Genomic DNA, 20,307 nt, shown 5'->3' with positions numbered 1-20,307 from the left:
CGCCCTTCCTGCTGCTCGGCGGGCCCGTTGCACCGGGCCCGGGAGTGTCCGGTCGGTCGCTCGGACGCCCCTGCCGGTCGGTGCGGTCGTGATGGTGGCGGTCCGGTCGGTCGCCGTCTCGGTTCCCCAGCCGCTCGCCTCCGTCAGATCCGTCGCCCCCAGCGCCCCCGTCGGCCTCCCATGTCCCCCGCACCGCTCACACCGTTCCTGTGAGCTGGTGGAGTACCGCGTCGAGGAGGCCGTCGGCGTCCAGATCGACGTCGTTCGTGCGCAGGAACACGGCATTGAGCAACTGGTCGGTGGCCAGTTCGCCGGGGGCACGGCGGCGCAGGAAGGCCTGGAGCAGGTCGTCCACCTCGGGGAGGATCTCGGGGCCCAGATGGGCGGCGACGATGGCGCGCAGCCGTTCCTCGTCCGGAATCGGCAGGTCCAGGCGGATACAGCGGCGCAGGAACGCGGGCGGAAAGTCCCGCTCACCGTTGCTGGTGATGACCACGACCGGGAACTCCACGCACTCGACCCGGCCCTGATGCACCGTCACCGAACCGCGATGGTCGGCCGTCAGCACGTCGACGTCGGCCATCTCCTCGGGCAGTCGCGCCAGTTCGGGGATCTCGAACACGCCCTCCTCGAACACGGTCAGCAGGTCGTTGGGCAGATCCACGTCGCCCTTGTCCATCTCGTCGACCAGCAGCGCACGCGGGGTGTCGTGCGGGGCGAGCGCCGTACCGAGCGGGCCGAGACGGACGAAACTGCCGATCGTGGGCTCCGTCTCGCCTCGGTCCCGGCTCAGCGTGGTCTCCCGGAGCCGCCCGATCGCGTCGTACTGGTAGAGCGCCTCCTGAACGCTGGAGCGGCTGTTGACCGGCCAGCGCAGCAGCTCACCGAGGCTCAGCTCGTGCGCCACGGCCCGCGCCAGCGACGACTTTCCGGTGCCCGCCGGACCTGTCACGAGCAGCGGGCGGCGCAGATGCAGAGCCGCGTTGACGACGTCCGCGTGCTCGCGAGCGACAAGATACGGCGGTGGCGCGGCCGCCTGACCCTGCGCCCGGAAGCGGCGCCAGGGCGGAGCGGGCGGCATCGAGACCGGGCGGGCCACGCCGTCGCCGCGGAAGATCCGCCAACTGCCGTTCGCCGACGTACTCATGCGTTCTCCTGAGGCTCTGCCAGATGCAGCCGGGGGACCGAGCGGTCCGCGTCCGACCATGCCAGGACGGGACGGCCGGAATAGTGCCGGGGATCGCCGAGACTCATGGCGCGATACGCCCGCACGCCTTCGGGCAGGGCGCCCACAGGCACCGTGGACAGCCGGGCCAGCGCATGCGAGCGCGCTTGCCGGCCGCGGTCCCAGATCACCACGGGCACCCCCATCATCAGACATGTCTGCACGATCTCGTCACGCGAGCGAGGGGGCACGTCCACGGCGACCCGGACGGAGTCCTTGTCGGCCAGCAGGGCGCCATAGACCTCACTACGGCCCTGGGTGGGGTCGTCGAACGTCAGCGTCGTATCCGAGTCGAGAAGTCTCCAGCGGTGGCGCCAGTCGGGATGGAAACGTTCGTGCCGGTGCAGGAGTTCCGGGCAGGTGACCACCAGGGGGAACTCGGCGCCGAGCACCTGAGGAAGGTCGTCCGGCCCGAACCCGTCGTAGGCGCCGCCGTCGAGCTCGCCCCATTCGTCGATCGGCAGGTTCAGCCCGTCCCGGTCGACGAGGACCTCGAGAACCGGCCTGTCGCGGTCGGGGGCGGACCTGTGCAGCGCCTCCAGGACCTTCAGCAGTTCGCGGGCCGCCTCCGCTCCGGTACGCACCGCCTCGCCGTCCCCCGACGTCTGCCGCGGACCGGTGCCCTCGTCGCACCAGACCCGCAGCCGGTAGCGGTCCGCGCCGACACGCTCCACCTGCGCCGACACCCGTGCGGGGCCCGTGCGTTCACGCTGCGCGCGGGCCCACTCCTCGGCGTCCGTACGGCGTTCCATGAGGGAGGTGGCGGGGACGCCCATCCGGTCCACCACGGACACCGTCCACAGTCGCAGGGACGCCCGCAGCGCGGACGGCGCGATCACGGCCAGGTATTCCATCACCCGCAGCAGCCCTGGCACCCGCAGTCCGTCGTCGCTACGGCTGTCCCCTGGCAGGCTCTCCAGGTGGTCCAGGAGGTCCCTGACCGTATGACTGCCGGAGACCGTGGCCGCCAGCGGCAGCGCGGCCCGCGCCACCTCGGGCAGCCGGGCCCGCACCGTCTTCGGCAGGTCGTCCAGATACCGCATGAGCCTGCGGTGCTCGCGCGGCGACAGCAGCCGGGGTACCCGCGACATCCGCCCGGCCGCCAGCAGTTGAGAGACGGCCGTCGGTTCCCGGCGGCGTAACACCTCCGACAGTGCGGCCAGTGCCCGGGGCTCGGTCAACAGCAGGGCCGCGAACTCCTCGGTCGTGGGCGCGGACAGATTGTCGTGGACGCCGTATCCGCAGTGTTCCGCGACGGCACGCGCGTACTCGATGCGCTGCCCCGACGCAGGCATGTGCCTGTCCAGCAGGTCCAGCAACAGCTCGTAAGCCGGATCGTCCGGATCGGGCTCCGGCGCCTCGAACAGTTCGGCTCCGCCGGCCGCCCGCAGCTCGGCCTCGATGCGCTGCCAGGGGATGCCCCAGCTGCGCCGTGCGATGTGCTGGGAGCTGTAGGGCAGCGGTCGGCCGGTGATCGGGTCGTGGGGCGGTGTGACGAGTCCGGCGACGATGCCCACCACCGCGTTGTCGCCGATCGACCACAGCGGGCTGCCGCTGTAGGAAGGTCCGATGGCCATGCCGGTGGATTCCCCGTCGATGTAACCGACCGCCTCGTCACAGGACTTGACCCGGACGTCTGCGAAGGTGTGACTCAGCCCCGTGCCGTGCCAGGCACGCAGCGCCTGGCCGACCGACATCGTCAGCCACTGTGGCGGCAGCACGTTGTCGGACGGTTCCGTCTCCAGCCGCAGGACGGCGAGATCGCCCAGCCACTCGTGGTCCTCGGCCCTCGGGATCTCGGGCGTGCCGTTCCGGCGACGAGCGGGTACCCAGTGCGCGACCCGGGCGTCGCTGCGGACCGTGAGGGCGGCTCGGTGCAGAGCGACCGGCACGTTGTGGTCGTCGGGGCACCGTGGATCGAACACCCCTCGCCCCAGCGCATCGTTGACGACATGGGCACAGGTCAGCAGGTGGTCCCGGGTGAGCAGGACGCCCGCCCCCACGACATCGAGGCCGGAGGCACTCAGTACGGAGACCACGCAGTGGCGTGGGTCGGCTGCGGGCGAACGGTCCGCCTTGGTGAACCAGCCCATACGTCAGTCCGCGGCGGGTGCCGGGCGCCAGGTGGCCGAGACCGTCAGATGGGCCTGCCCGTTTCCTCCGACGATGCCCAGTTTGAGATCCTGTCCCACCTGCACGCCGAAGGTGACGCTGATCTCCTGCGGCGGCCTCTCGGACCCCGCCACGGCGTCATGGACCTCCTGCAGGAACGGCCCCAGAGGCCGCAGGGCAGTGCGCAGCGTCCCGACCGCGTGGGCGGCGATCGTCCGTCCGCCCCGGGACACCGGCACTGTGGCCCCCATGCCCTCCGGCAGTTCCGGCACCGGTTCCGTGGGGGCGTGCGAGCCGCCCGCGGGAGTGAGCTGGAACCTTACGAGTGACCCGTCGGCCAACTGGAGTTCGCTGAAGTCCGCCACGCTTGCCATTGTGCCGATCACAGCCCCGCTGAGAAGCCGGAAAAAAAATTCTCGGACCGCCGTGCAACCCTTCCCACCCTTGGCGGGTCGTATCTCACGTCAGAACCGCTGGAGGGGGATCTGGGGGGATCGCGGGGGTTCTGATGTGGAGGGGAAGAGCCGAGGGGGCCCGGTCTACGGACCAGGCCCCCTCGAAGCTGTCACCCGGCTTCCAGAAGAAGCGTCTAGAAAAAGACTCCGCATCTCAGCAGCACGTTCGCGTACGGTCGGGCCTCTCCCGTGCGGACGATCAGGCGTGCGCCCCGGGACAGCTCCTTCAGGCGGTCGTGCGGGACCAGGGTCAGGTCCGGGAACTCGCCCTCGAGCAGCGCTGCCGCCGCCGGATTGGCCTCCCGTACCTCCGTCGCCGCCGTCGCCCCCTCCACCACCAGCTCGTCGAGGAGCCCGGCCAGTACCTCCGCGAAGGACGGTACTCCGGCCCGGAACGCCAGGTCGACGACCCTCGGGCCGTCGGGTATCGGCATGCCGGCGTCGCACACCAGTACCCCGTCGCCGTGGCCGAGTTCGGCGAGGGCGCCGGACAGGTGGCGATTGAGGATGCCCGCCTTCTTCATCGCGCCCCGACCTCCGACAGCGCCTCGACCTCCGCGGCCGTGGGGAACGACTCCTGCGCGCCCCGCCGGGTCACCGCCACCGCCCCGACCCGCGCCGCGTACGCCGCGGCCTCGGCCAGGGACAGACCGGCGCCCAGCTTCCAGGCCAGCGCCGCCGTGAAGGAGTCGCCCGCGCCGGTGGTGTCCACCGCCGCCACCTTCACCGAGGGCACTCGGACGGCCCCTTCCGTCGCCGAGGCCACCAGCGCACCCTCAGCGCCCAGCGTGACGACCACCGAGCGCGGGCCCTTCGCCAGCAGCCGTCGCGCCCAGTCCTCCGGGGTGCCGTCCCCGGAGGCGTCGCCCAGGAGCACCTTCGCCTCGTGCTCGTTGACTATCAGCGGGTCGCACGCCGCCAGCACCTCCGGGGGCAGCGGTCGCGGTGGCGAGGGGTTGAGGACGAAGCGGGTGGCGGGGGGCAGCGTGCGCACGACCTCCTCCACCGTCTCCAGCGGGATCTCCAGTTGCGCCGAGACCACCAGGGAAGCGTGGAAGAGGCTTCCCGCCGCCTTCACGTCCTCCGGTGTCAGCCGGGCGTTGGCGCCCGGTGACACCACGATGCTGTTGTCGCCGGACGGGTCCACCGTGATCAGCGCGACCCCGGTGGGCGCGCCGCCGACGAGCACGCCCACGGTGTCGACGCCGGCCGTCCGCTGCGAGTCGAGCAGCAGCCGGCCGTGCGCGTCGTCGCCGACCCGGGCCAGCAGGGCCGTACGGGCCCCGAGCCGGGCCGCCGCGAACGCCTGGTTGGCGCCCTTGCCGCCGGGATGCGTGGCGAGGTCGGAGCCGAGCACCGTCTCTCCGGCATCCGGGCGCCGGTCGACGCCGATCACCAGGTCGGCGTTGGCCGAGCCCACGACCAGGAGGTCGTAGTCGTACATCGAGGGACTCCCGTCAGCCACTGAAACCGTTCACGTTCTGCTGCGTGACCACCTTCACCGCCACCTTCACGGTCTGCTCCACCTTCTTGCCCTGGATCGCCTTCAGCGCGTTGTCGACGGCGATCTTTCCGAGCTGGGTGGGCTGCTGGGCCACCGATGCGTACAGGGTGCCGTTCTTGACCGCGGTCAGACCGTCCGGGGTGCCGTCGAAGCCGATCACCGAGACCGACTTGCCGGCCTTGGAACCCAGCGCCTTGATCGCGCCGAGGGCCATCTCGTCGTTGGCGGCGATGACGCCCTGGACGTCGGGGTGGGCCTGGAGCAGGTTCGACATCACGTCGAGGCCCTTGGTGCGGTCGAAGTCGGCGGGCTGCTGGGCCAGGACCTTGATCCCCGGGTAGGCCTTGAGGCCCTCGGCGAAGCCCTGCGCCCGCTCACGGGCCGCCGACGTACCGGCCTGGCCCTGCAGGATCACGATCCTGCCCTGGCCGCCCAGCTTCTCGGCGATCGTCTTCGCGGCCAGCTCGCCGCCCGCGACGTTGTCGGAGGCGACCAGAGCGTCCGTGGTGGCCTTGTTGACACCGCGGTCCACGGCGATCACCGGGATCCTCGCCTTGCCGGCGGCCCGTACGGATGGTCCCGCCGCGTCCGAGTCCACCGGGTTGACGATGATCGCGCCGAGGCTCGAACTGGTGAAGTTCTGCAGCTGGTTGGCTTGCTGGGAGGCGTCGTTCTGGGCGTCCGTGACGGTCAGGTCGACGCCGAGCTTCTTCGCCTCGGCCTGGGCACCCGCGCGGATCTGCACGAAGAAGGGGTTGTTGAGGGTGGACAACGACAGGCCCATCTTCGGGGTCGTCGACGTCGAGCCGTTGTGCAGGAAGGACGTCGCGCCGACGATCGCCACCGTGACCACGGCCGCGAGCGCGTACGTCGTCGCCTGCTTGCCCCCGCCGTTCTGCGACGAACCGCCGACCACCGGGGTGGCCCCCGCCTTGCGGCGCACCGTGTCGAGCAGCACCGCGAGTGCGATGACGACACCGATCACGACCTGCTGCCAGAACGCCGACACCGACAGGAGGTTGAGGCCGTTGCGCAGCACCGCCAGGATCAGCGCGCCGATCAGGGTGCCGGAGGCCTTGCCGGTGCCGCCGGCGAGGGAGGCGCCGCCGATGACGACCGCGGCGATCGCGTCCAGCTCGTAGCCGTCGGCGGCCTGCGGCTGGGCGGAGGAGAGCCGGGCGGCGAGCACGATGCCCGCCGCGGCGGCGAAGACACCGGACAGAGCGTAGATCGCGAGCTTCTGCTTCTTGACTCGCAGACCCGACAGGCGGGCGGCCTCCTCGTTGCCGCCGATCGCGTACATCGAGCGGCCGATGTACGTCCGGCCGAGCACGAACGCCGCGATCAGGCCCATGATCACCATGACCAGCACCGGCACGGGCAGCCAGCCGCCCAGCGTGTCACCGAGGTGCGAGACGGAGTCGGGGAAGGGGATCGGGGAGCCCTGCGAGATCACCAGCGACAGACCGCGCGCCACCGACAGCATGGCGAGCGTCGCGATGAACGGCGGCAGCTTGCCGTACGCGATCAGGAAGCCGTTGACCAGGCCCGCCGCGATGCCCGTGGCGATGGCCAGGATCACCGCGAGGACGACCGGCACGCCGTGCGACGTCGCGCCCCAGGCGAGGACGGTGGCAGACAGCGCCGCCACCGAGCCGACCGACAGGTCGATGCCCGCCGAGACGATCACGAAGGTGACGCCGAAGGCCAGGATCGCCGTCACGGCCGCCTGGACGCCGATGTTGAGGAGGTTGTCCGTCGTCAGGAAGTCACCCGACAACGCGGACAGTGCGATGACGAGGACGATCAGCGCGGTCAGCGCGCCGTTGTCGAGGAGAAGACGGCGCAGGCCGCCCGGGGCGCCACTCGCGCCCGTCGTGCTCTTGAGCGTGTCAGCGGCCACGGGGGGCCTCCCCTTCGGTGGTAGGAGTGCTTACGGCGAGCGCCATCACGGCGTCCTGGGTGGCCTCGTCGGCCGCGAGTTCGCCCGCGATCCGGCCCTGGGCCATCACGAGCACCCGGTCGCTCATGCCGAGGACCTCGGGCAGATCGCTGGAGATCATCAGGACGGCGGCACCGGCGGCCGTCAGTTCGTTGATCAGCTGGTAGATCTCGACCTTGGCGCCGACGTCGATGCCGCGCGTCGGTTCGTCGAGGATCAGCACCCTGGTGTCGGCCAGCAGCCACTTGCCGATGACGACCTTCTGCTGGTTGCCGCCGGAGAGCGTGCGCACGTGCTGGCCGAGGCCGGCCATCCGCACGCCGAGTTGCCCGGCGATCCGCTCGGCCGCCACGTGCTGGGCCTTGAGGTCGACGAGCCCGGCGCGGGTCGCGGACCGCATGGTCACCAGGCCGAGGTTCTCCTCGACCGACGCGTCGAGCACCAGCCCTTGGCCCTTGCGGTCCTCGGGCACGAGCCCGATCCCGGCCGTCATGGCCGCGTTGACGTCGTGCCGCCTCAGCCGCTCCCCGGCGACCTTCACGTCCCCCTTGTCATAGGGGTCCGCACCGAACACGGCCCGTACGACTTCGGTACGGCCGGCGCCGACCAGGCCCGCGATGCCGACCACTTCGCCGGCGTGCACCTGGAAGCTGATGTCGTGGAAGACGCCGTCGCTGGTCAGCCCCTCGACGGTGAGCAACGCGGCGCCGGTGTCGGCGCGTTCGCGCGGGTACTGCTGCTCGATCGAGCGGCCCACCATGAGCCGTACGAGTTCGTCCTCGGACGTGGAGGCGGGGACCTGCCCGACGGACCGGCCGTCCCTGAGCACGGTCACCCGGTCGCCCAGCGCGGCGATCTCCTCCAGGTGGTGGGTGATGAAGACGATCCCGACGCCGTCCTCGCGCAGTGCGCGCACGATCGCGAAGAGCTTCTCGACCTCCTCGGAGGTGAGCACGGCGGTCGGCTCGTCCATGATCAGCACCCGCGCGTCCAGGCTGAGCGCCTTCGCGATCTCGACCATCTGCAGGCGCGCGATGCCGAGTTCGCGGACACGCGCGCGTGGCGACACATTGACGCCCACGCGCGCGAGCAGCACCTCGGCGTCGGCTTCCATCCGCTTCCGGTCGATCATCCCGAGGCGGCGCGGCTGCCGGCCCAGGAAGATGTTCTCGGCGACCGTCAGATCGGGTACGAGGTTGAACTCCTGGTAGATGGTGGCGATCCCGAGGCGCTCGGAGTCCTGCGCACCGTGGATGCGCACCTCCTCGCCGCCGACCAGGATCCGCCCGCCGTCGGGGCGGTAGGCACCGGAGAGCATCTTGATGAGGGTGCTCTTGCCCGCGCCGTTCTCACCGAGCAGCACGTGCACCTCGCCGCGGCGCAAGTCGAAGTCGACGCCGTCGAGCGCGACCACGCCGGGGAAGGTTTTCCGTATGCCCTCGATGCGCAGCAACTCGTCCGGGTTGCTCACGTCGTGCTCCTTTGCACTGGGGAGGGGGACTCGCCGCACGAGCGGCGTACGACGAGACGGGCGGGGAGGGTGACCGACTCGGGGGGCCGGCCCTCGATGCGGTCGACCAGGGCCCGTACGGCGGCCCGGCCCAGCTCGCCCGTCGGCTGGGCGATCGCGGTGATCGGCGGATCGGTGTGCACGAACCACCGGATGTCGTCGAACGCGGCCAGCGCGATGTCGTCCGGAACGCGCAGCCCGCGTGCGCGGATCGCGTCCAGCGCGCCCAGGGCCATCAGGTTGTCGGCCGCGAAGACGACCTCGGGCGGCTCGGGCAGGTCGAGGAAGCCCTCGGTGACCCGCCGTCCGCTGTCGGCCTGGAAGTCGCCCTGTCCTGTGTAGGTGTCCGGGAGGGGGATCCCGTGCTCGGCCAGGGCGGCCCGGAAGGCCTCGACGCGTTCGCTGCCGGTGGTGGTGGCCGCGGGACCCGCGATGATCGCGACCCGTCGGTGGCCGAGCCGGTGGAGGTGGGCGACGAGGTCCCGTACGGCCTCCCGCCCGTCCGAGCGCACGACCGGCACGTCGACGCCCGGGATCCACCGGTCGACGAACACCATCGGGGTCCCCGCGCGCGCGGCGTCCAGCATCAGCGGCGAGCCGCCGTCGGTGGGGGAGACGAGGAGTCCGTCGATCCGGCGGTCGAGCAGGGTCCGTACGTGATGGTCCTGCAGGTCCGGCCGTTCGTCGGCGTTGCCGATGATCACGCTGTACCCGAGCGCGCGGGCCTCCTCCTCGACGGAGCGGGCCAGCTCGGTGAAGTACGGGTTGAGCACGTCGCTGATGACCAGGCCGAGGGCGTGGGTCTGATCGGTGCGCAGCGACCGGGCGACGGCGTTCGGGCGGTAGCCCAGGGTCTCGACGGCGGCCAGCACACGCGTGCGAGCGTCGGCGCTGACCGACGGATGGTCGTTCAGGACGCGCGAGACCGTGGCGACCGACAGGCCGGCCTCGGCAGCGACGTCCTTGATGCTTGTCATCGCCTGCCCCACCTCCTCGTGGAATCGTTTACATGGACGGCGAAACAGGATTGGAATCGATTACATTCCGCAGCGCAAGACCCCGAGACCGGATCGTGATGTCGGTGGGCGGCGGTAGCGTCGGATCATGTCCAATAAGGCGGGGAGTCCGGGGAGCGGGGAGCTGCGGCTCGCGGTGCTCGAAGGGGTGCTTGAGCGCATCACGTACGCCAACGAGGAGAACGGGTACACGGTCGCCCGGGTCGACACCGGCCGGGGCGCCGGCGACCTCCTCACGGTCGTCGGCGCGCTGCTCGGCGCCCAGGTCGGCGAGTCGCTGCGCATGGAGGGCCGCTGGGGCTCCCACCCGCAGTACGGCAAGCAGTTCACGGTGGAGAACTACACGACGGTGCTGCCCGCCACCGTCCAGGGCATCCGCCGCTATCTGGGATCAGGGCTGGTCAAGGGCATCGGACCGGTCTTCGCCGACCGCATCACCCAGCACTTCGGGCTGGACACCCTGAAGATCATCGAGGAGGAGCCCAAGCGGCTCGTCGAGGTGCCCGGCCTCGGCCCCAAGCGCACCCGGAAGATCGCCGACGCCTGGGAGGAACAGAAGTCGATCAAGGAGGTCATGCTCTTCCTCCAGACCGTCGAGGTGTCCACGTCCATCGCGGTGCGGATCTACAAGAAGTACGGCGACGCCTCGATCTCCGTCGTGAAGAACCAGCCGTATCGCCTGGCCGCCGACGTGTGGGGCATCGGCTTCCTCACCGCCGACAAGATCGCCCAGTCCGTCGGCATCCCGCACGACAGCCCGGAGCGTGTCAAGGCGGGCCTGCAGTACGCGCTGTCCCAGTCCACCGACCAGGGCCACTGCTATCTGCCCGAGGAGCGGCTGATCGCCGACGCGGTCAAGCTGCTCCAGGTCGACACCGGCCTTGTCATCGAGTGCCTCGCCGAGCTGGCTGAGCCCTCGGAGGACGGCCAGGATCCAGGTGTCGTGCGGGAGAAGGTGCCCGCAGCCGACGGCGGCTCGGAGCCCGTCACCGCCGTCTATCTCGTCCCCTTCCACCGCGCCGAACTCTCCCTGTCCGCGCAGCTGCTGCGCCTCCTGCGCGCCGACGAGGACCGGATGCCGGGCTTCCATGACGTGGCCTGGGACCGGGCGCTGGGCTGGCTGAAGGGGCGTACGGGCGCCGAGCTGGCCCCCGAGCAGGAGGCCGCCGTCAAGCTGGCGCTGACCGAGAAGGTCGCCGTCCTGACCGGCGGCCCCGGCTGCGGCAAGTCCTTCACCGTGCGCTCGATCGTGGAGCTGGCCCGCGCGAGAAAGGCCCGGGTCGTGCTCGCCGCGCCCACCGGCCGCGCCGCCAAGCGCCTGGCCGAGCTGACCGGCGCCGAGGCGTCCACCGTCCACCGCTTGCTGGAGCTCAAGCCGGGCGGCGACGCGGCGTACGACAAGGACCGCCCGCTGGAGGCCGACCTGGTGGTCGTGGACGAGGCCTCCATGCTGGACCTCCTCCTCGCGAACAAGCTGGTCAAGGCGGTCCCGCCGGGAGCGCACCTCCTCTTCGTCGGGGACGTGGACCAGCTGCCCAGCGTCGGCGCCGGCGAGGTGCTGCGCGACCTGCTGGCCGACGGCGGCCCGATTCCGGCCGTGCGCCTCACACGCGTGTTCCGCCAGGCCCAGCAGTCGGGCGTGGTGACCAATGCGCACCGGATCAACTCCGGGCAGCATCCGGTGACCGACGGTATGAAGGACTTCTTCCTCTTCGTCGAGGACGACACGGAGGCGGCCGGCCGGCTCACGGTGGATGTCGCGGCACGCCGGATTCCGGCGAAGTTCGGCCTTGACCCCCGTCGCGACGTCCAGGTCCTGGCCCCGATGCACCGGGGCCCGGCCGGCGCCGGGAACCTCAACGGGCTGCTCCAGCAGGCCATCACACCGGGCCGCCCCGACCTGCCGGAGAAGCGGTTCGGCGGCCGGGTCTTCCGTGTCGGCGACAAGGTCACCCAGATTCGCAACAATTACGAGAAGGGCAAGAACGGTGTCTTCAACGGCACCGTGGGCGTGGTCACCTCGCTCGACCCGGTCGACCAGCGCCTGACGGTGCTGACGGACGAGGACGAGGAGGTTCCGTACGAGTTCGACGAACTGGACGAGCTGGCCCACGCGTACGCGGTGACCATCCACCGCTCCCAGGGAAGTGAATATCCCGCCGTGGTGATCCCCGTCACCACCGGGGCATGGATGATGCTCCAGCGGAACCTGCTGTACACGGCGGTCACGCGGGCCAAGCGGCTGGTCGTCCTCGTGGGTTCGCGCAAGGCGATCGGCCAGGCGGTGCGCACGGTCTCGGCCGGACGGCGCTGTACGGCGCTCGACTTCAGACTGGATCAGAAAAAATGATCGATCAAAGGAGTCGTGAAGGTCACAGAGCACTTCCGGTTGCCGGATCGAGGGGGCAGGATGAGCAGGCTGACGGCACTCAGTGCCGTCAATAGGCCCAATGGCGGCCCCGAGTGCACTCTCCTGAGCCAAATGGGGGATGGTAGAGACAGTCAGGGCACCTCGAAGATGAGGCACTACGTCGGTGAGGGAAGACGTGAGCGACAACTCTGTAGTACTGCGGTACGGCGACGGCGAATACACCTACCCGGTGATCGACAGCACCGTCGGTGACAAGGGCTTCGACATCGGGAAGCTCCGCGCCCAGACCGGTCTGGTGACTCTGGACAGCGGTTACGGCAACACGGCCGCCTATAAATCCGCCATCACCTACCTGGACGGCGAAGGCGGCATCCTTCGCTACCGCGGCTACCCAATCGAGCAGCTCGCCGAGCGCTCCACCTTCCTCGAGGTGGCGTACCTCCTGATCAACGGTGAGCTCCCGACCGTCGACGAGCTGAGCACGTTCAGAAACGACATCACGCGGCACACGCTGCTGCACGAGGACGTCAAGAACTTCTACCGGGGCTTCCCGCGCGACGCCCACCCGATGGCGATGCTGTCGTCGGTCGTCTCCGCGCTGTCCACGTTCTACCAGGACAGCCACAACCCGTTCGACGAGCAGCAGCGCAACCTTTCCACGATCCGTCTGCTCGCGAAGCTTCCGACGATCGCGGCCTACGCCTACAAGAAGTCGATCGGCCACCCCTTCGTCTACCCGCGCAACGACCTCGGCTACGTCGAGAACTTCCTGCGCATGACCTTCTCGGTGCCGGCGGACGAGTACGAGCCGGACCCGGTCGTCGTCTCGGCGCTCGACAAGCTGCTCATCCTGCACGCCGACCACGAGCAGAACTGTTCGACCTCGACGGTCCGCCTGGTCGGCTCGTCGCAGGCCAACATGTTCGCGTCGATCTCGGCCGGCATCAGCGCCCTGTGGGGCCCGCTGCACGGCGGCGCCAACCAGTCCGTGCTGGAGATGCTCGAGGGCATCCGGGACGCGGGCGGCGACGTCGACACCTTCATCCGCAAGGTGAAGAACAAGGAGGACGGCGTCCGCCTGATGGGCTTCGGCCACCGGGTCTACAAGAACTTCGACCCGCGCGCCCGCATCATCAAGGCCGCCGCGCACGACGTGCTCTCCGCGCTGGGCAAGGAGGACGAGCTCCTCGACATCGCCCTCAAGATGGAGGAGCACGCGCTCTCCGACGACTACTTCGTCGAGCGCAAGCTCTACCCGAACGTGGACTTCTACACCGGTCTGATCTACCGGGCCATGGGCTTCCCGACCGAGATGTTCACGGTCCTGTTCGCCCTCGGCCGGCTGCCGGGCTGGATCGCCCAGTGGCACGAGATGATCAAGGAGCCGGGCTCCCGCATCGGCCGCCCGCGCCAGATCTACACCGGTGTGGTCGAGCGCGACTTCGTCCCGGTCGAGGAGCGCTGACAGCTGCTGGTGGGGGGGCCGCTTCCTGGGTGCTCTGTCACCGGGGCGGCGTCCCGTTGGGTTTCGGGGTGGCCGGGCGGTGGTCTTCGGCTTGCGGTGCGGGTGGGTCGGGGCTGCGGCCGGGGGTTGTCCCCCGGGTGAGCACGGCCACCGGTGTGGTCGAGTGCGACTTCGTTCCGGTCGAGGAGCGCTGACAGCTGCCGGTGGGGGCCATGTGCGTGGCTCCCCGGCGTCGGCGTCCCTGGCGTGGTTCCGGGCCGTGTCGTAGCCGTACAGGCATAGCAGAAGGCGCCCTGGAGCGTCGGTCCCCCCACGGGCCGACGACCAGGGCGCCTTCCCATGTCCCGGTACGGATTCCCCCCACGGGATCCGGCCGGGCGCTTTGAGAGGACAGCGCCTGAATCGCTGTGTCGAGCACAATGACCGAAACCCACCGTGCTCCAGTGATGCGGTGCGATCTGCCGGGACCCGTAGGTTCGGGAGGGCCGCTCAAAGCTTCCCGAAGTACGTGCCCCGGCAACGCATCTCTGAGGAAGTCCCCCAAGACATCCCCAGATGCCAGTCAACGCCCCCCAAGACGCTGCCTGACATCGTCAACTTAGACCTTCGAACCCCTTCGATGGTTACGTTCACATCACTGTGATCTGCGTCTCTTGCATATGTCCGTTAGATACGCAAGAGCCCCGATACGGCGACCGGAGCCCCAGCGTAAGGATGATGCGCGAGCCTTGTGAAGAGCTTATGTGAGGCGCGCGCCGGACTCTAGGGGGACTCTTAACTTCGCCGTCGCCGAACTCCCGGTAACATCGCAGGGTTTCAGCGGAACCGCCGCAACCGCAGACTGTTGGTCACCACGAACACCGACGAGAACGCCATCGCCGCCCCCGCGATCATCGGGTTGAGCAGCCCCGCCGCGGCCAGCGGCAGCGCCGCCACGTTGTAGCCGAAGGCCCACACCAGATTGCCCTTGATGGTGGCCAGCGTCCGCCGGGACAGCCGTATCGCATCGGCGGCGACCCGCAGATCCCCGCGCACCAGCGTCAGATCGCCGGCCTCGATCGCCGCGTCCGTACCGGTCCCCATCGCGAGGCCCAGATCCGCGGTGGCCAGCGCCGCGGCGTCGTTGACCCCGTCACCCACCATGGCGACGGTCCGGCCCTCGCCCCGCAGCCGCCGTACGACGTCGACCTTGTCCTCGGGCAGCACCTCGGCGATCACCTCGTCGATGCCCACGGTCCGCGCCACGGCCTCGGCCACCGCCCGGTTGTCCCCGGTCAGCAACACCGGTGTGAGCCCCAGGGCGCGCAATTCGGCCACCGCCTCGGCGCTGGTCTCCTTGACCGCGTCGGCGACCGCGAGGATCCCGCGCGCCTCGCCGTCCCAGCCCGCCACGACGGCCGTACGTCCGTTCCTCTCGACCTCTTCCTTGACGCGGGCAAGCTCCGACGGCAGGTCGGTGAACAGACGGCCCACGGCCACCTCACGGCCCTCCACGCGCCCGCGTACGCCCCGCCCGGGGACGTTCTCGAAGTCCGCCACGTCCGGCAGCGTCCCGGCCCGCTCCTCGGCGCCCGCCGCGACCGCCCGGGCCACCGGGTGCTCGGAGGCGTGCTCGAGGGCGCCCGCGAGCCGCAGCAGATCCTTCTCGTCGGTGTCCTCGGCCGCGTACACCTCCTGGAGGGTCATGCGGCCGGTGGTGACCGTGCCGGTCTTGTCCAGCACGACCGTGTCGACGCGACGCGTGGACTCCAGGACCTCAGGGCCCTTGATGAGGATGCCGAGCTGGGCGCCGCGGCCCGTGCCGACCATCAGCGCGGTGGGCGTGGCCAGGCCCAGCGCGCACGGGCAGGCGATGATCAGTACGGCGACGGCGGCCGTGAACGCGGCGGTACCGTCCCCGGTCACACCGAGCCACGCGCCGAACGTGGCGACCGCGATCAGGATGACCACCGGCACGAACACGGCGGAGATCCGGTCGGCCAGCCGCTGCACCTCGGCCTTCCCGTTCTGCGCCTCCTCCACCAGCCGCGCCATCCGGGCGAGCTGGGTGTCCGCCCCGACCCGGGTCGCTTCGACGGCGAGCCGTCCGCCCGCGTTGACGGTGGCCCCGGTGACCGTGTCCCCGACGCCCACGTCCACCGGCACCGACTCGCCGGTCAGCAGGGCGGCGTCGATCGCGGAGGCACCCTCCACCACGACACCGTCGGTGGCGACCTTCTCGCCGGGCCGTACGACGAACCGGTCACCGACGGCCAGTTGCGTCACCGGCACACGCACCTCACGTCCGCCCCGTAGGACTGCCACATCCTTGGCACCCAGCTCCATCAGCGCCCGCAGGGCCGCTCCCGCGCGCCGCTTGGAGCGGGCCTCCAGATAGCGGCCGAGCAGGATCAGTGCGACGACTCCGGCCGCCACCTCGAGATAGATCGTGGACGCGCCGTCCATGCGGGAGACGGTGAACCGGAACTCGTCGCGCATGCCCGGCATGCCCGCGTCACCGAAGAACAGCGCCCACAGCGACCAGCCGAACGCGGCCAGCGTGCCGACCGAGACCAGCGTGTCCATGGTGGCGGCACCGTGCCGGGCGTTCGTCCAGGCGGCCCGGTGGAACGGCCATCCGCCCCATACGACGACGGGCGCGGCGAGGGTGAGCGAGAGCCACTGCCAGTTGTCGAACTGCAGGGCGGGGATCATCGCGATCAGGATGACGGGGGCGGCCAGCAGCGCCGAGACGAGGAGCCGGTGGCGCAGGGCGGCGAGTTCGGGGTCGGGGGTCGTCGCTTCCGGCGTCCCGGGCTCGGGCTGCGGGGGCGCGGGTTCCTCGGCCGTGTACCCCGTCTTCACCACGGTGGCGATCAGGTCGGCGACCTGGACGCCGGGGGCGTAGCTGACCTTCGCCTTCTCCGTCGCGTAGTTGACGGTGGCGGTGACGCCGTCCATGCGGTTGAGCTTCCTCTCCACGCGGGCGGCGCAGGAGGCGCAGGTCATCCCACCGATGAGCAGCTCGACCTCGGAGGTCTCGGCCGCTATGGGGGCTCCAGTGGTGGTGCTCGTCATGTCCGGACTCCAGGAGACGGACCGGGCCGTGCGGACCCCGCGACTTGCGGGTCGGCACGGCCCGGGGAGTTTCAGGCGTATGTTCTCGGACTCGGTACCCGGGCTCAGACCATGCCGACGAGCTCGAAGCCGGCCTCGTCGACGGCGGCGCGGACGGCCTCCTCGTCGAGCGGGGCGGCGGAGACGACCGTCACCTCGCCGGTCGACGCGACGGCCGTCACGGAGCTGACGCCGGGGACCTCGGACAGCTCACCGGAGACGGAGCGTTCGCAGTGTCCACAGCTCATCCCGCTCACCTTGTAGACGGTGGTGACGGTGCCCGGGGTGTCGATCTGCGCGGTCATGTCGTTACTCCTCGTCGAGGCCTGTGGGACAGCAGGTGGGGCGTGTGGGGCCCGCGGTGGGCCTCACGCTCATCACACTATACCCCTAGGGGGTACCCCTCCAAGGGGGAGTGGGCCGTATGCCGGTGGCTGATTCACGCCTCCGGGGCGGACCGCTCGTCCGGCGTGCCGGGGCGGGCGCCGGCCAGCGGCTCGAGGTAGCGGATCAGTACGTCCTTCACTTCCCGGACGTAGGCCTCGCGCTCGGCGCCCTCGTGGGTGAGGACCAGCTCCAGGCCCGCCTTGTGGATGCCGAGGCAGACGTGCGCCATGCGTGTGAGGTCGGCCGCGGACGCGTCGGGCAGGAGTGAGCCGAGCAGCTCCTCGATGCGGGTGACCAGGGTCGAGTGCAGGGCGTCGTGCTCCTCGGCCATCCGGCCGGGGGTGTCGGGCCCCTTCATCAGCGCGAAGAACACGGGGTGCTCGGTGGTGAAGGCGATGAAGCGGTCGACGACCGCGCCGACGGCGTCCGCCAGGGGTGTGGCGGGGTCGACCGGGGCGAGTGCGGCGCCGTACGTCTCGCGCATCTCGTGCATCAGCCGGTCGCCCAGCTCGATCGCGATGGCTTCCTTGTTGGGGAAGAACTGGTAGAGCGTGCCCGGCGAGACGCCCGCCTCGCGGGCGATGGCGTTGGTGCTGGCGGCCGCGTAGCCGCTCGAGCAGAAGACCGAGGCCGCAGCCTCCAGCAGTTGGGCGATGCGTCGCTCGCCGCGCGCCTGTCGGCGGCGCGGCTGTTCCTTCCCCCGGTCCTTCTCCTGGGTCTCGGGTGTGTCGGGCACGCGTTTATCCCCAGCTCTCCGGACGCGATTGACAAACGCGAGTAGTCGCTCGCATTCTGGGGAAACGCGAGCGATCTCTCGTGTTTGTCAGTCTATGGCAATGACTCATTCATGCTGCCGTGCTCGCGCACGGACGCACTGGTCAGGGTGAAGGGGGCACCGCACGATGACCGAAGCCAACACGCCGGCGCGGCCGGCGGACGGACCGCCCCGGACCGGAGACGGCCCACTCCGGCCGGGAGGCGGCGCACCCCGCCCCGGCGGCTGGACGAGGTTCGTGACCGCCCGGCCGCGGCTGTCGCTGCTCGCGGCCCTCGTGCTCACCGTGCTCGCGGTGCTGGCCGGCAGCGGTGTCGCGGACCGGCTGGGCAGCGGCGGCTGGGAGGACCCCGCCGCCGAGTCCACGTACGCGACCCAGGCCCTGGAGCGAGAGTTCCCGGACTCCCAGCCCAAACTGTTGCTCCTGGTGGACTCGGGACGCTCGACGGTCGACGCCCCTGCGGTCGCCGCTCGGGCGCGCGGCCTCGCCGAGCGGCTGGCCCGCGAGAAGGGCGTCACGGGCGTCGGCTCCTACTGGCAGACGGGGTCGCCCGCCCTGCGCGCGAAGGACGGCCACGAAGCGCTGATCGCCGCGCGCATCACGGGCGACGAGAAGGCGGTGGGGGAGACCCTCGACCGGATAGCGCCGTACTACCGGGGAGCGCACGGGCCGGTGACGGTGCGGGTCGGCGGCATCGTCGCGGTGCGGCACGAGATGCAGTCGATCATCCAGGACGACCTGGCGCGCGCCGAGATGATCGCCCTGCCGGTGACGCTCGTCCTGCTGGTGATGGTCTTCGGCAGCGCCGTTGCGGCCCTGCTGCCCCTGGGCATCGGCATCGTCGCGATCCTCGGCACGAACGCGGTGCTGTGCGGCCTGACGGAGCTGACCGACGTCTCCGTCTTCGCGCTGAACCTCACCACGGCCCTGGGCCTGGGCCTCGCCATCGACTACGCCCTGTTCATCGTCCGCCGCTTCCGCGAGGAACTGTCCACAGGCGCCAACCCGTTGACGGCCGTCGGCACGACCTTGCGCACCGCCGGCCGCACGGTTCTCTTCTCCTCCCTCACGGTCGCCGTGTCCCTGGCGGCGATGCTGCTCTTCCCGCAGTACTTCCTGCGGTCCTTCGCCTACGCCGGTATAGCCGTGGTTCTGCTGGCCGCGGCAGCCGCCCTGATCCTGCTCCCGGCGGCTCTGGTGCTCCTCGGTCACCGGGTCGACTCCCTCGATCTGCGCCGCCTGTTCCGCCGCGGCCGGGAGGCCAGGGTCTCCGGGGAGGAAGGCACGGCCTGGGCGCGTACGGCGACGCTCGTGATGCGCCGGGCCCCGGTCTTCGCCGTCGGCACCACGGCCCTTCTGGTCGTCCTCGGACTGCCGTTCACGGGCGTCAAGTTCGGCACCGCCGACGACCGCCAGCTGCCGTCGAGCGCCGAGTCCCATGTCGTGCAGCAGCACGTCAGGGACGGCTTCCCAGGCAGTCCCGGCGGCGGGCTCGAGGTGCTCGCCGAGGGACGGGCGACCGAGACGCAGTACGCCGACTACAAGCAGCGGGTGGCCGCGCTGCCCGAGGTGACCCGGGTCGAGGGACCGCTGGTGAAGGGCGATTCGGCCTACTTCACGGTGCTGCCGAAGGGCGAGGCCGTCGACGATGCCGCGCAGCGGCTGGTGGGCGACCTGCGCGCCATGGACCCGCCCTTCGACACCAAGGTGACCGGCACGGCCGCCGTCCTGGCCGACTCCAAGGACGCGATAGCCGAGCGGCTCCCGTGGGCGGCCGCGTTCATCGCGATCGTCACACTCCTCCTTGTCTTCCTCCTCACCGGCAGCGTGCTGATACCGGTGCAGGCGGTGGTGCTCAACGCGCTCAGCCTGACGGCGATGTTCGGCGCGGTGGTCTGGGTCTTCCAGGACGGCCACCTCTCCGGCGCGCTCGGCTTCACCAGCACCGGCTCCATCGAGACCACCCTGCCCGTCCTGATGTTCTGCGTGGCCTTCGGCCTCTCCATGGACTACGGCGTGTTCCTGCTCTCTCGTATCAAGGAGGAGTACGACCGCACGGGCGACCACAACGGGGCGGTGCGCCACGGGCTCCAGCGCACGGGCGGGCTGATCACGGCGGCGGCGGTCATCCTGGCCGTGGTCATGGTCGCGATCGGCACCTCGCGCGTGACCAACACCAAGATGCTCGGCCTGGGTATCGCGCTGGCCGTGCTGATGGATGCCATGGTCGTCCGCAGCCTGCTGGTCCCGGCGATCATGCGCCTCACCGGCCGCGCCACCTGGTGGGCCCCGGCACCGCTGCGCCGCTTCCACCGGCGGTTCGGGCTGAGCGAGGGCGAGTCGGCCGAGCCCGCGAAGGAGCGGGATCCGGTGTCCGTGTGAGACTCGGGTGGAGAAGGCGTCCGGCGGAATCCCGTGATCCCGGAACCGAGCGCGGAAAGGTGAAGC

The 20,307-nt window shown here is 70.5% G+C and carries 14 protein-coding genes; 3 read left to right on the top strand and 11 right to left on the bottom strand.

Annotation, left to right across the window (positions count from 1 at the left end; all coding sequences use genetic code 11):
• Window positions 1-196 precede the first annotated feature (196 nt).
• From IEZ19_RS14755 to IEZ19_RS14720, 8 genes are all read right to left on the bottom strand, one after another.
• A complete protein-coding gene (locus IEZ19_RS14755) occupies window positions 197-1,147 on the bottom strand; it encodes an AAA family ATPase (protein WP_189311632.1) in 951 nt (316 codons plus the stop codon).
• Window positions 1,144-3,318 (bottom strand): VMAP-C domain-containing protein, encoded by a 2,175-nt coding sequence (locus IEZ19_RS14750; RefSeq protein ID WP_189311631.1) that lies wholly within the window; start codon window positions 3,316-3,318, stop codon window positions 1,144-1,146. Before IEZ19_RS14750 ends, IEZ19_RS14755 begins: the two co-directional genes overlap by 4 nt.
• Before the next feature lie 3 nt (window positions 3,319-3,321).
• Window positions 3,322-3,711: a CU044_2847 family protein gene (locus IEZ19_RS14745; RefSeq protein ID WP_308428967.1), complete on the bottom strand. Its 390-nt coding sequence runs from the start codon at window positions 3,709-3,711 to the stop codon at window positions 3,322-3,324.
• Between the two features lie 215 nt (window positions 3,712-3,926).
• Entirely contained in the window at window positions 3,927-4,316 is a 390-nt protein-coding gene (rbsD, locus tag IEZ19_RS14740) for a D-ribose pyranase (protein WP_189311629.1), read from the bottom strand.
• Window positions 4,313-5,236 (bottom strand): ribokinase, encoded by a 924-nt coding sequence (locus IEZ19_RS14735; RefSeq protein WP_189311628.1) that lies wholly within the window; start codon window positions 5,234-5,236, stop codon window positions 4,313-4,315. The genes rbsD and IEZ19_RS14735 overlap by 4 nt, the downstream gene beginning before the upstream one ends.
• A gap of 13 nt (window positions 5,237-5,249) precedes the next feature.
• A complete protein-coding gene (locus IEZ19_RS14730; RefSeq protein WP_189311627.1) occupies window positions 5,250-7,199 on the bottom strand; it encodes an ABC transporter permease/substrate-binding protein in 1,950 nt (649 codons plus the stop codon).
• The gene (locus tag IEZ19_RS14725) at window positions 7,189-8,709 is read right to left on the bottom strand and encodes a sugar ABC transporter ATP-binding protein (RefSeq protein WP_189311626.1); all 1,521 of its coding nucleotides are present in this window, start codon (window positions 8,707-8,709) and stop codon (window positions 7,189-7,191) included. Before IEZ19_RS14725 ends, IEZ19_RS14730 begins: the two co-directional genes overlap by 11 nt.
• Window positions 8,706-9,725 carry a LacI family DNA-binding transcriptional regulator gene (locus tag IEZ19_RS14720; RefSeq protein WP_189311625.1) on the bottom strand — a complete coding sequence of 340 codons (1,020 nt, stop codon included), beginning with the start codon at window positions 9,723-9,725 and terminating at the stop codon, window positions 8,706-8,708. The genes IEZ19_RS14725 and IEZ19_RS14720 overlap by 4 nt, the downstream gene beginning before the upstream one ends.
• 127 nt (window positions 9,726-9,852) lie before the next feature.
• Here IEZ19_RS14720 and recD2 point away from each other — a divergent pair, with 127 nt between their 5' ends.
• The gene (gene recD2 / locus IEZ19_RS14715; protein ID WP_189311624.1) at window positions 9,853-12,114 is read left to right on the top strand and encodes an SF1B family DNA helicase RecD2; all 2,262 of its coding nucleotides are present in this window, start codon (window positions 9,853-9,855) and stop codon (window positions 12,112-12,114) included.
• Between the two features lie 196 nt (window positions 12,115-12,310).
• On the top strand, window positions 12,311-13,600 hold the full coding sequence (locus IEZ19_RS14710) for a citrate synthase (protein ID WP_189311623.1): 1,290 nt from the start codon (window positions 12,311-12,313) through the stop codon (window positions 13,598-13,600).
• A gap of 816 nt (window positions 13,601-14,416) precedes the next feature.
• Here IEZ19_RS14710 and IEZ19_RS14705 read toward each other — a convergent pair.
• From IEZ19_RS14705 to IEZ19_RS14695, 3 genes are all read right to left on the bottom strand, one after another.
• Window positions 14,417-16,657 carry a heavy metal translocating P-type ATPase gene (locus IEZ19_RS14705; protein ID WP_189311622.1) on the bottom strand — a complete coding sequence of 747 codons (2,241 nt, stop codon included), beginning with the start codon at window positions 16,655-16,657 and terminating at the stop codon, window positions 14,417-14,419.
• Window positions 16,658-16,761: 104 nt separating this feature from the next.
• Entirely contained in the window at window positions 16,762-17,001 is a 240-nt protein-coding gene (locus tag IEZ19_RS14700; protein WP_189311621.1) for a heavy-metal-associated domain-containing protein, read from the bottom strand.
• Window positions 17,002-17,135: 134 nt separating this feature from the next.
• Window positions 17,136-17,819 (bottom strand): TetR/AcrR family transcriptional regulator, encoded by a 684-nt coding sequence (locus IEZ19_RS14695; protein ID WP_189311620.1) that lies wholly within the window; start codon window positions 17,817-17,819, stop codon window positions 17,136-17,138.
• 166 nt (window positions 17,820-17,985) lie between these two features.
• Between IEZ19_RS14695 and IEZ19_RS14690 the strand changes: the two genes are divergently transcribed.
• Entirely contained in the window at window positions 17,986-20,241 is a 2,256-nt protein-coding gene (locus IEZ19_RS14690; protein WP_189311619.1) for an MMPL family transporter, read from the top strand.
• The last annotated feature ends 66 nt before the right edge of the window (window positions 20,242-20,307 follow it).

The organism is Streptomyces brasiliensis, assembly GCF_014647875.1.
GTDB classification, from domain to species: Bacteria; Actinomycetota; Actinomycetes; order Streptomycetales; family Streptomycetaceae; genus Streptomyces; species Streptomyces brasiliensis.
Note: the sequence above shows the minus strand (reverse complement) of the source record. Positions and strands in the feature narration are given on the sequence as shown.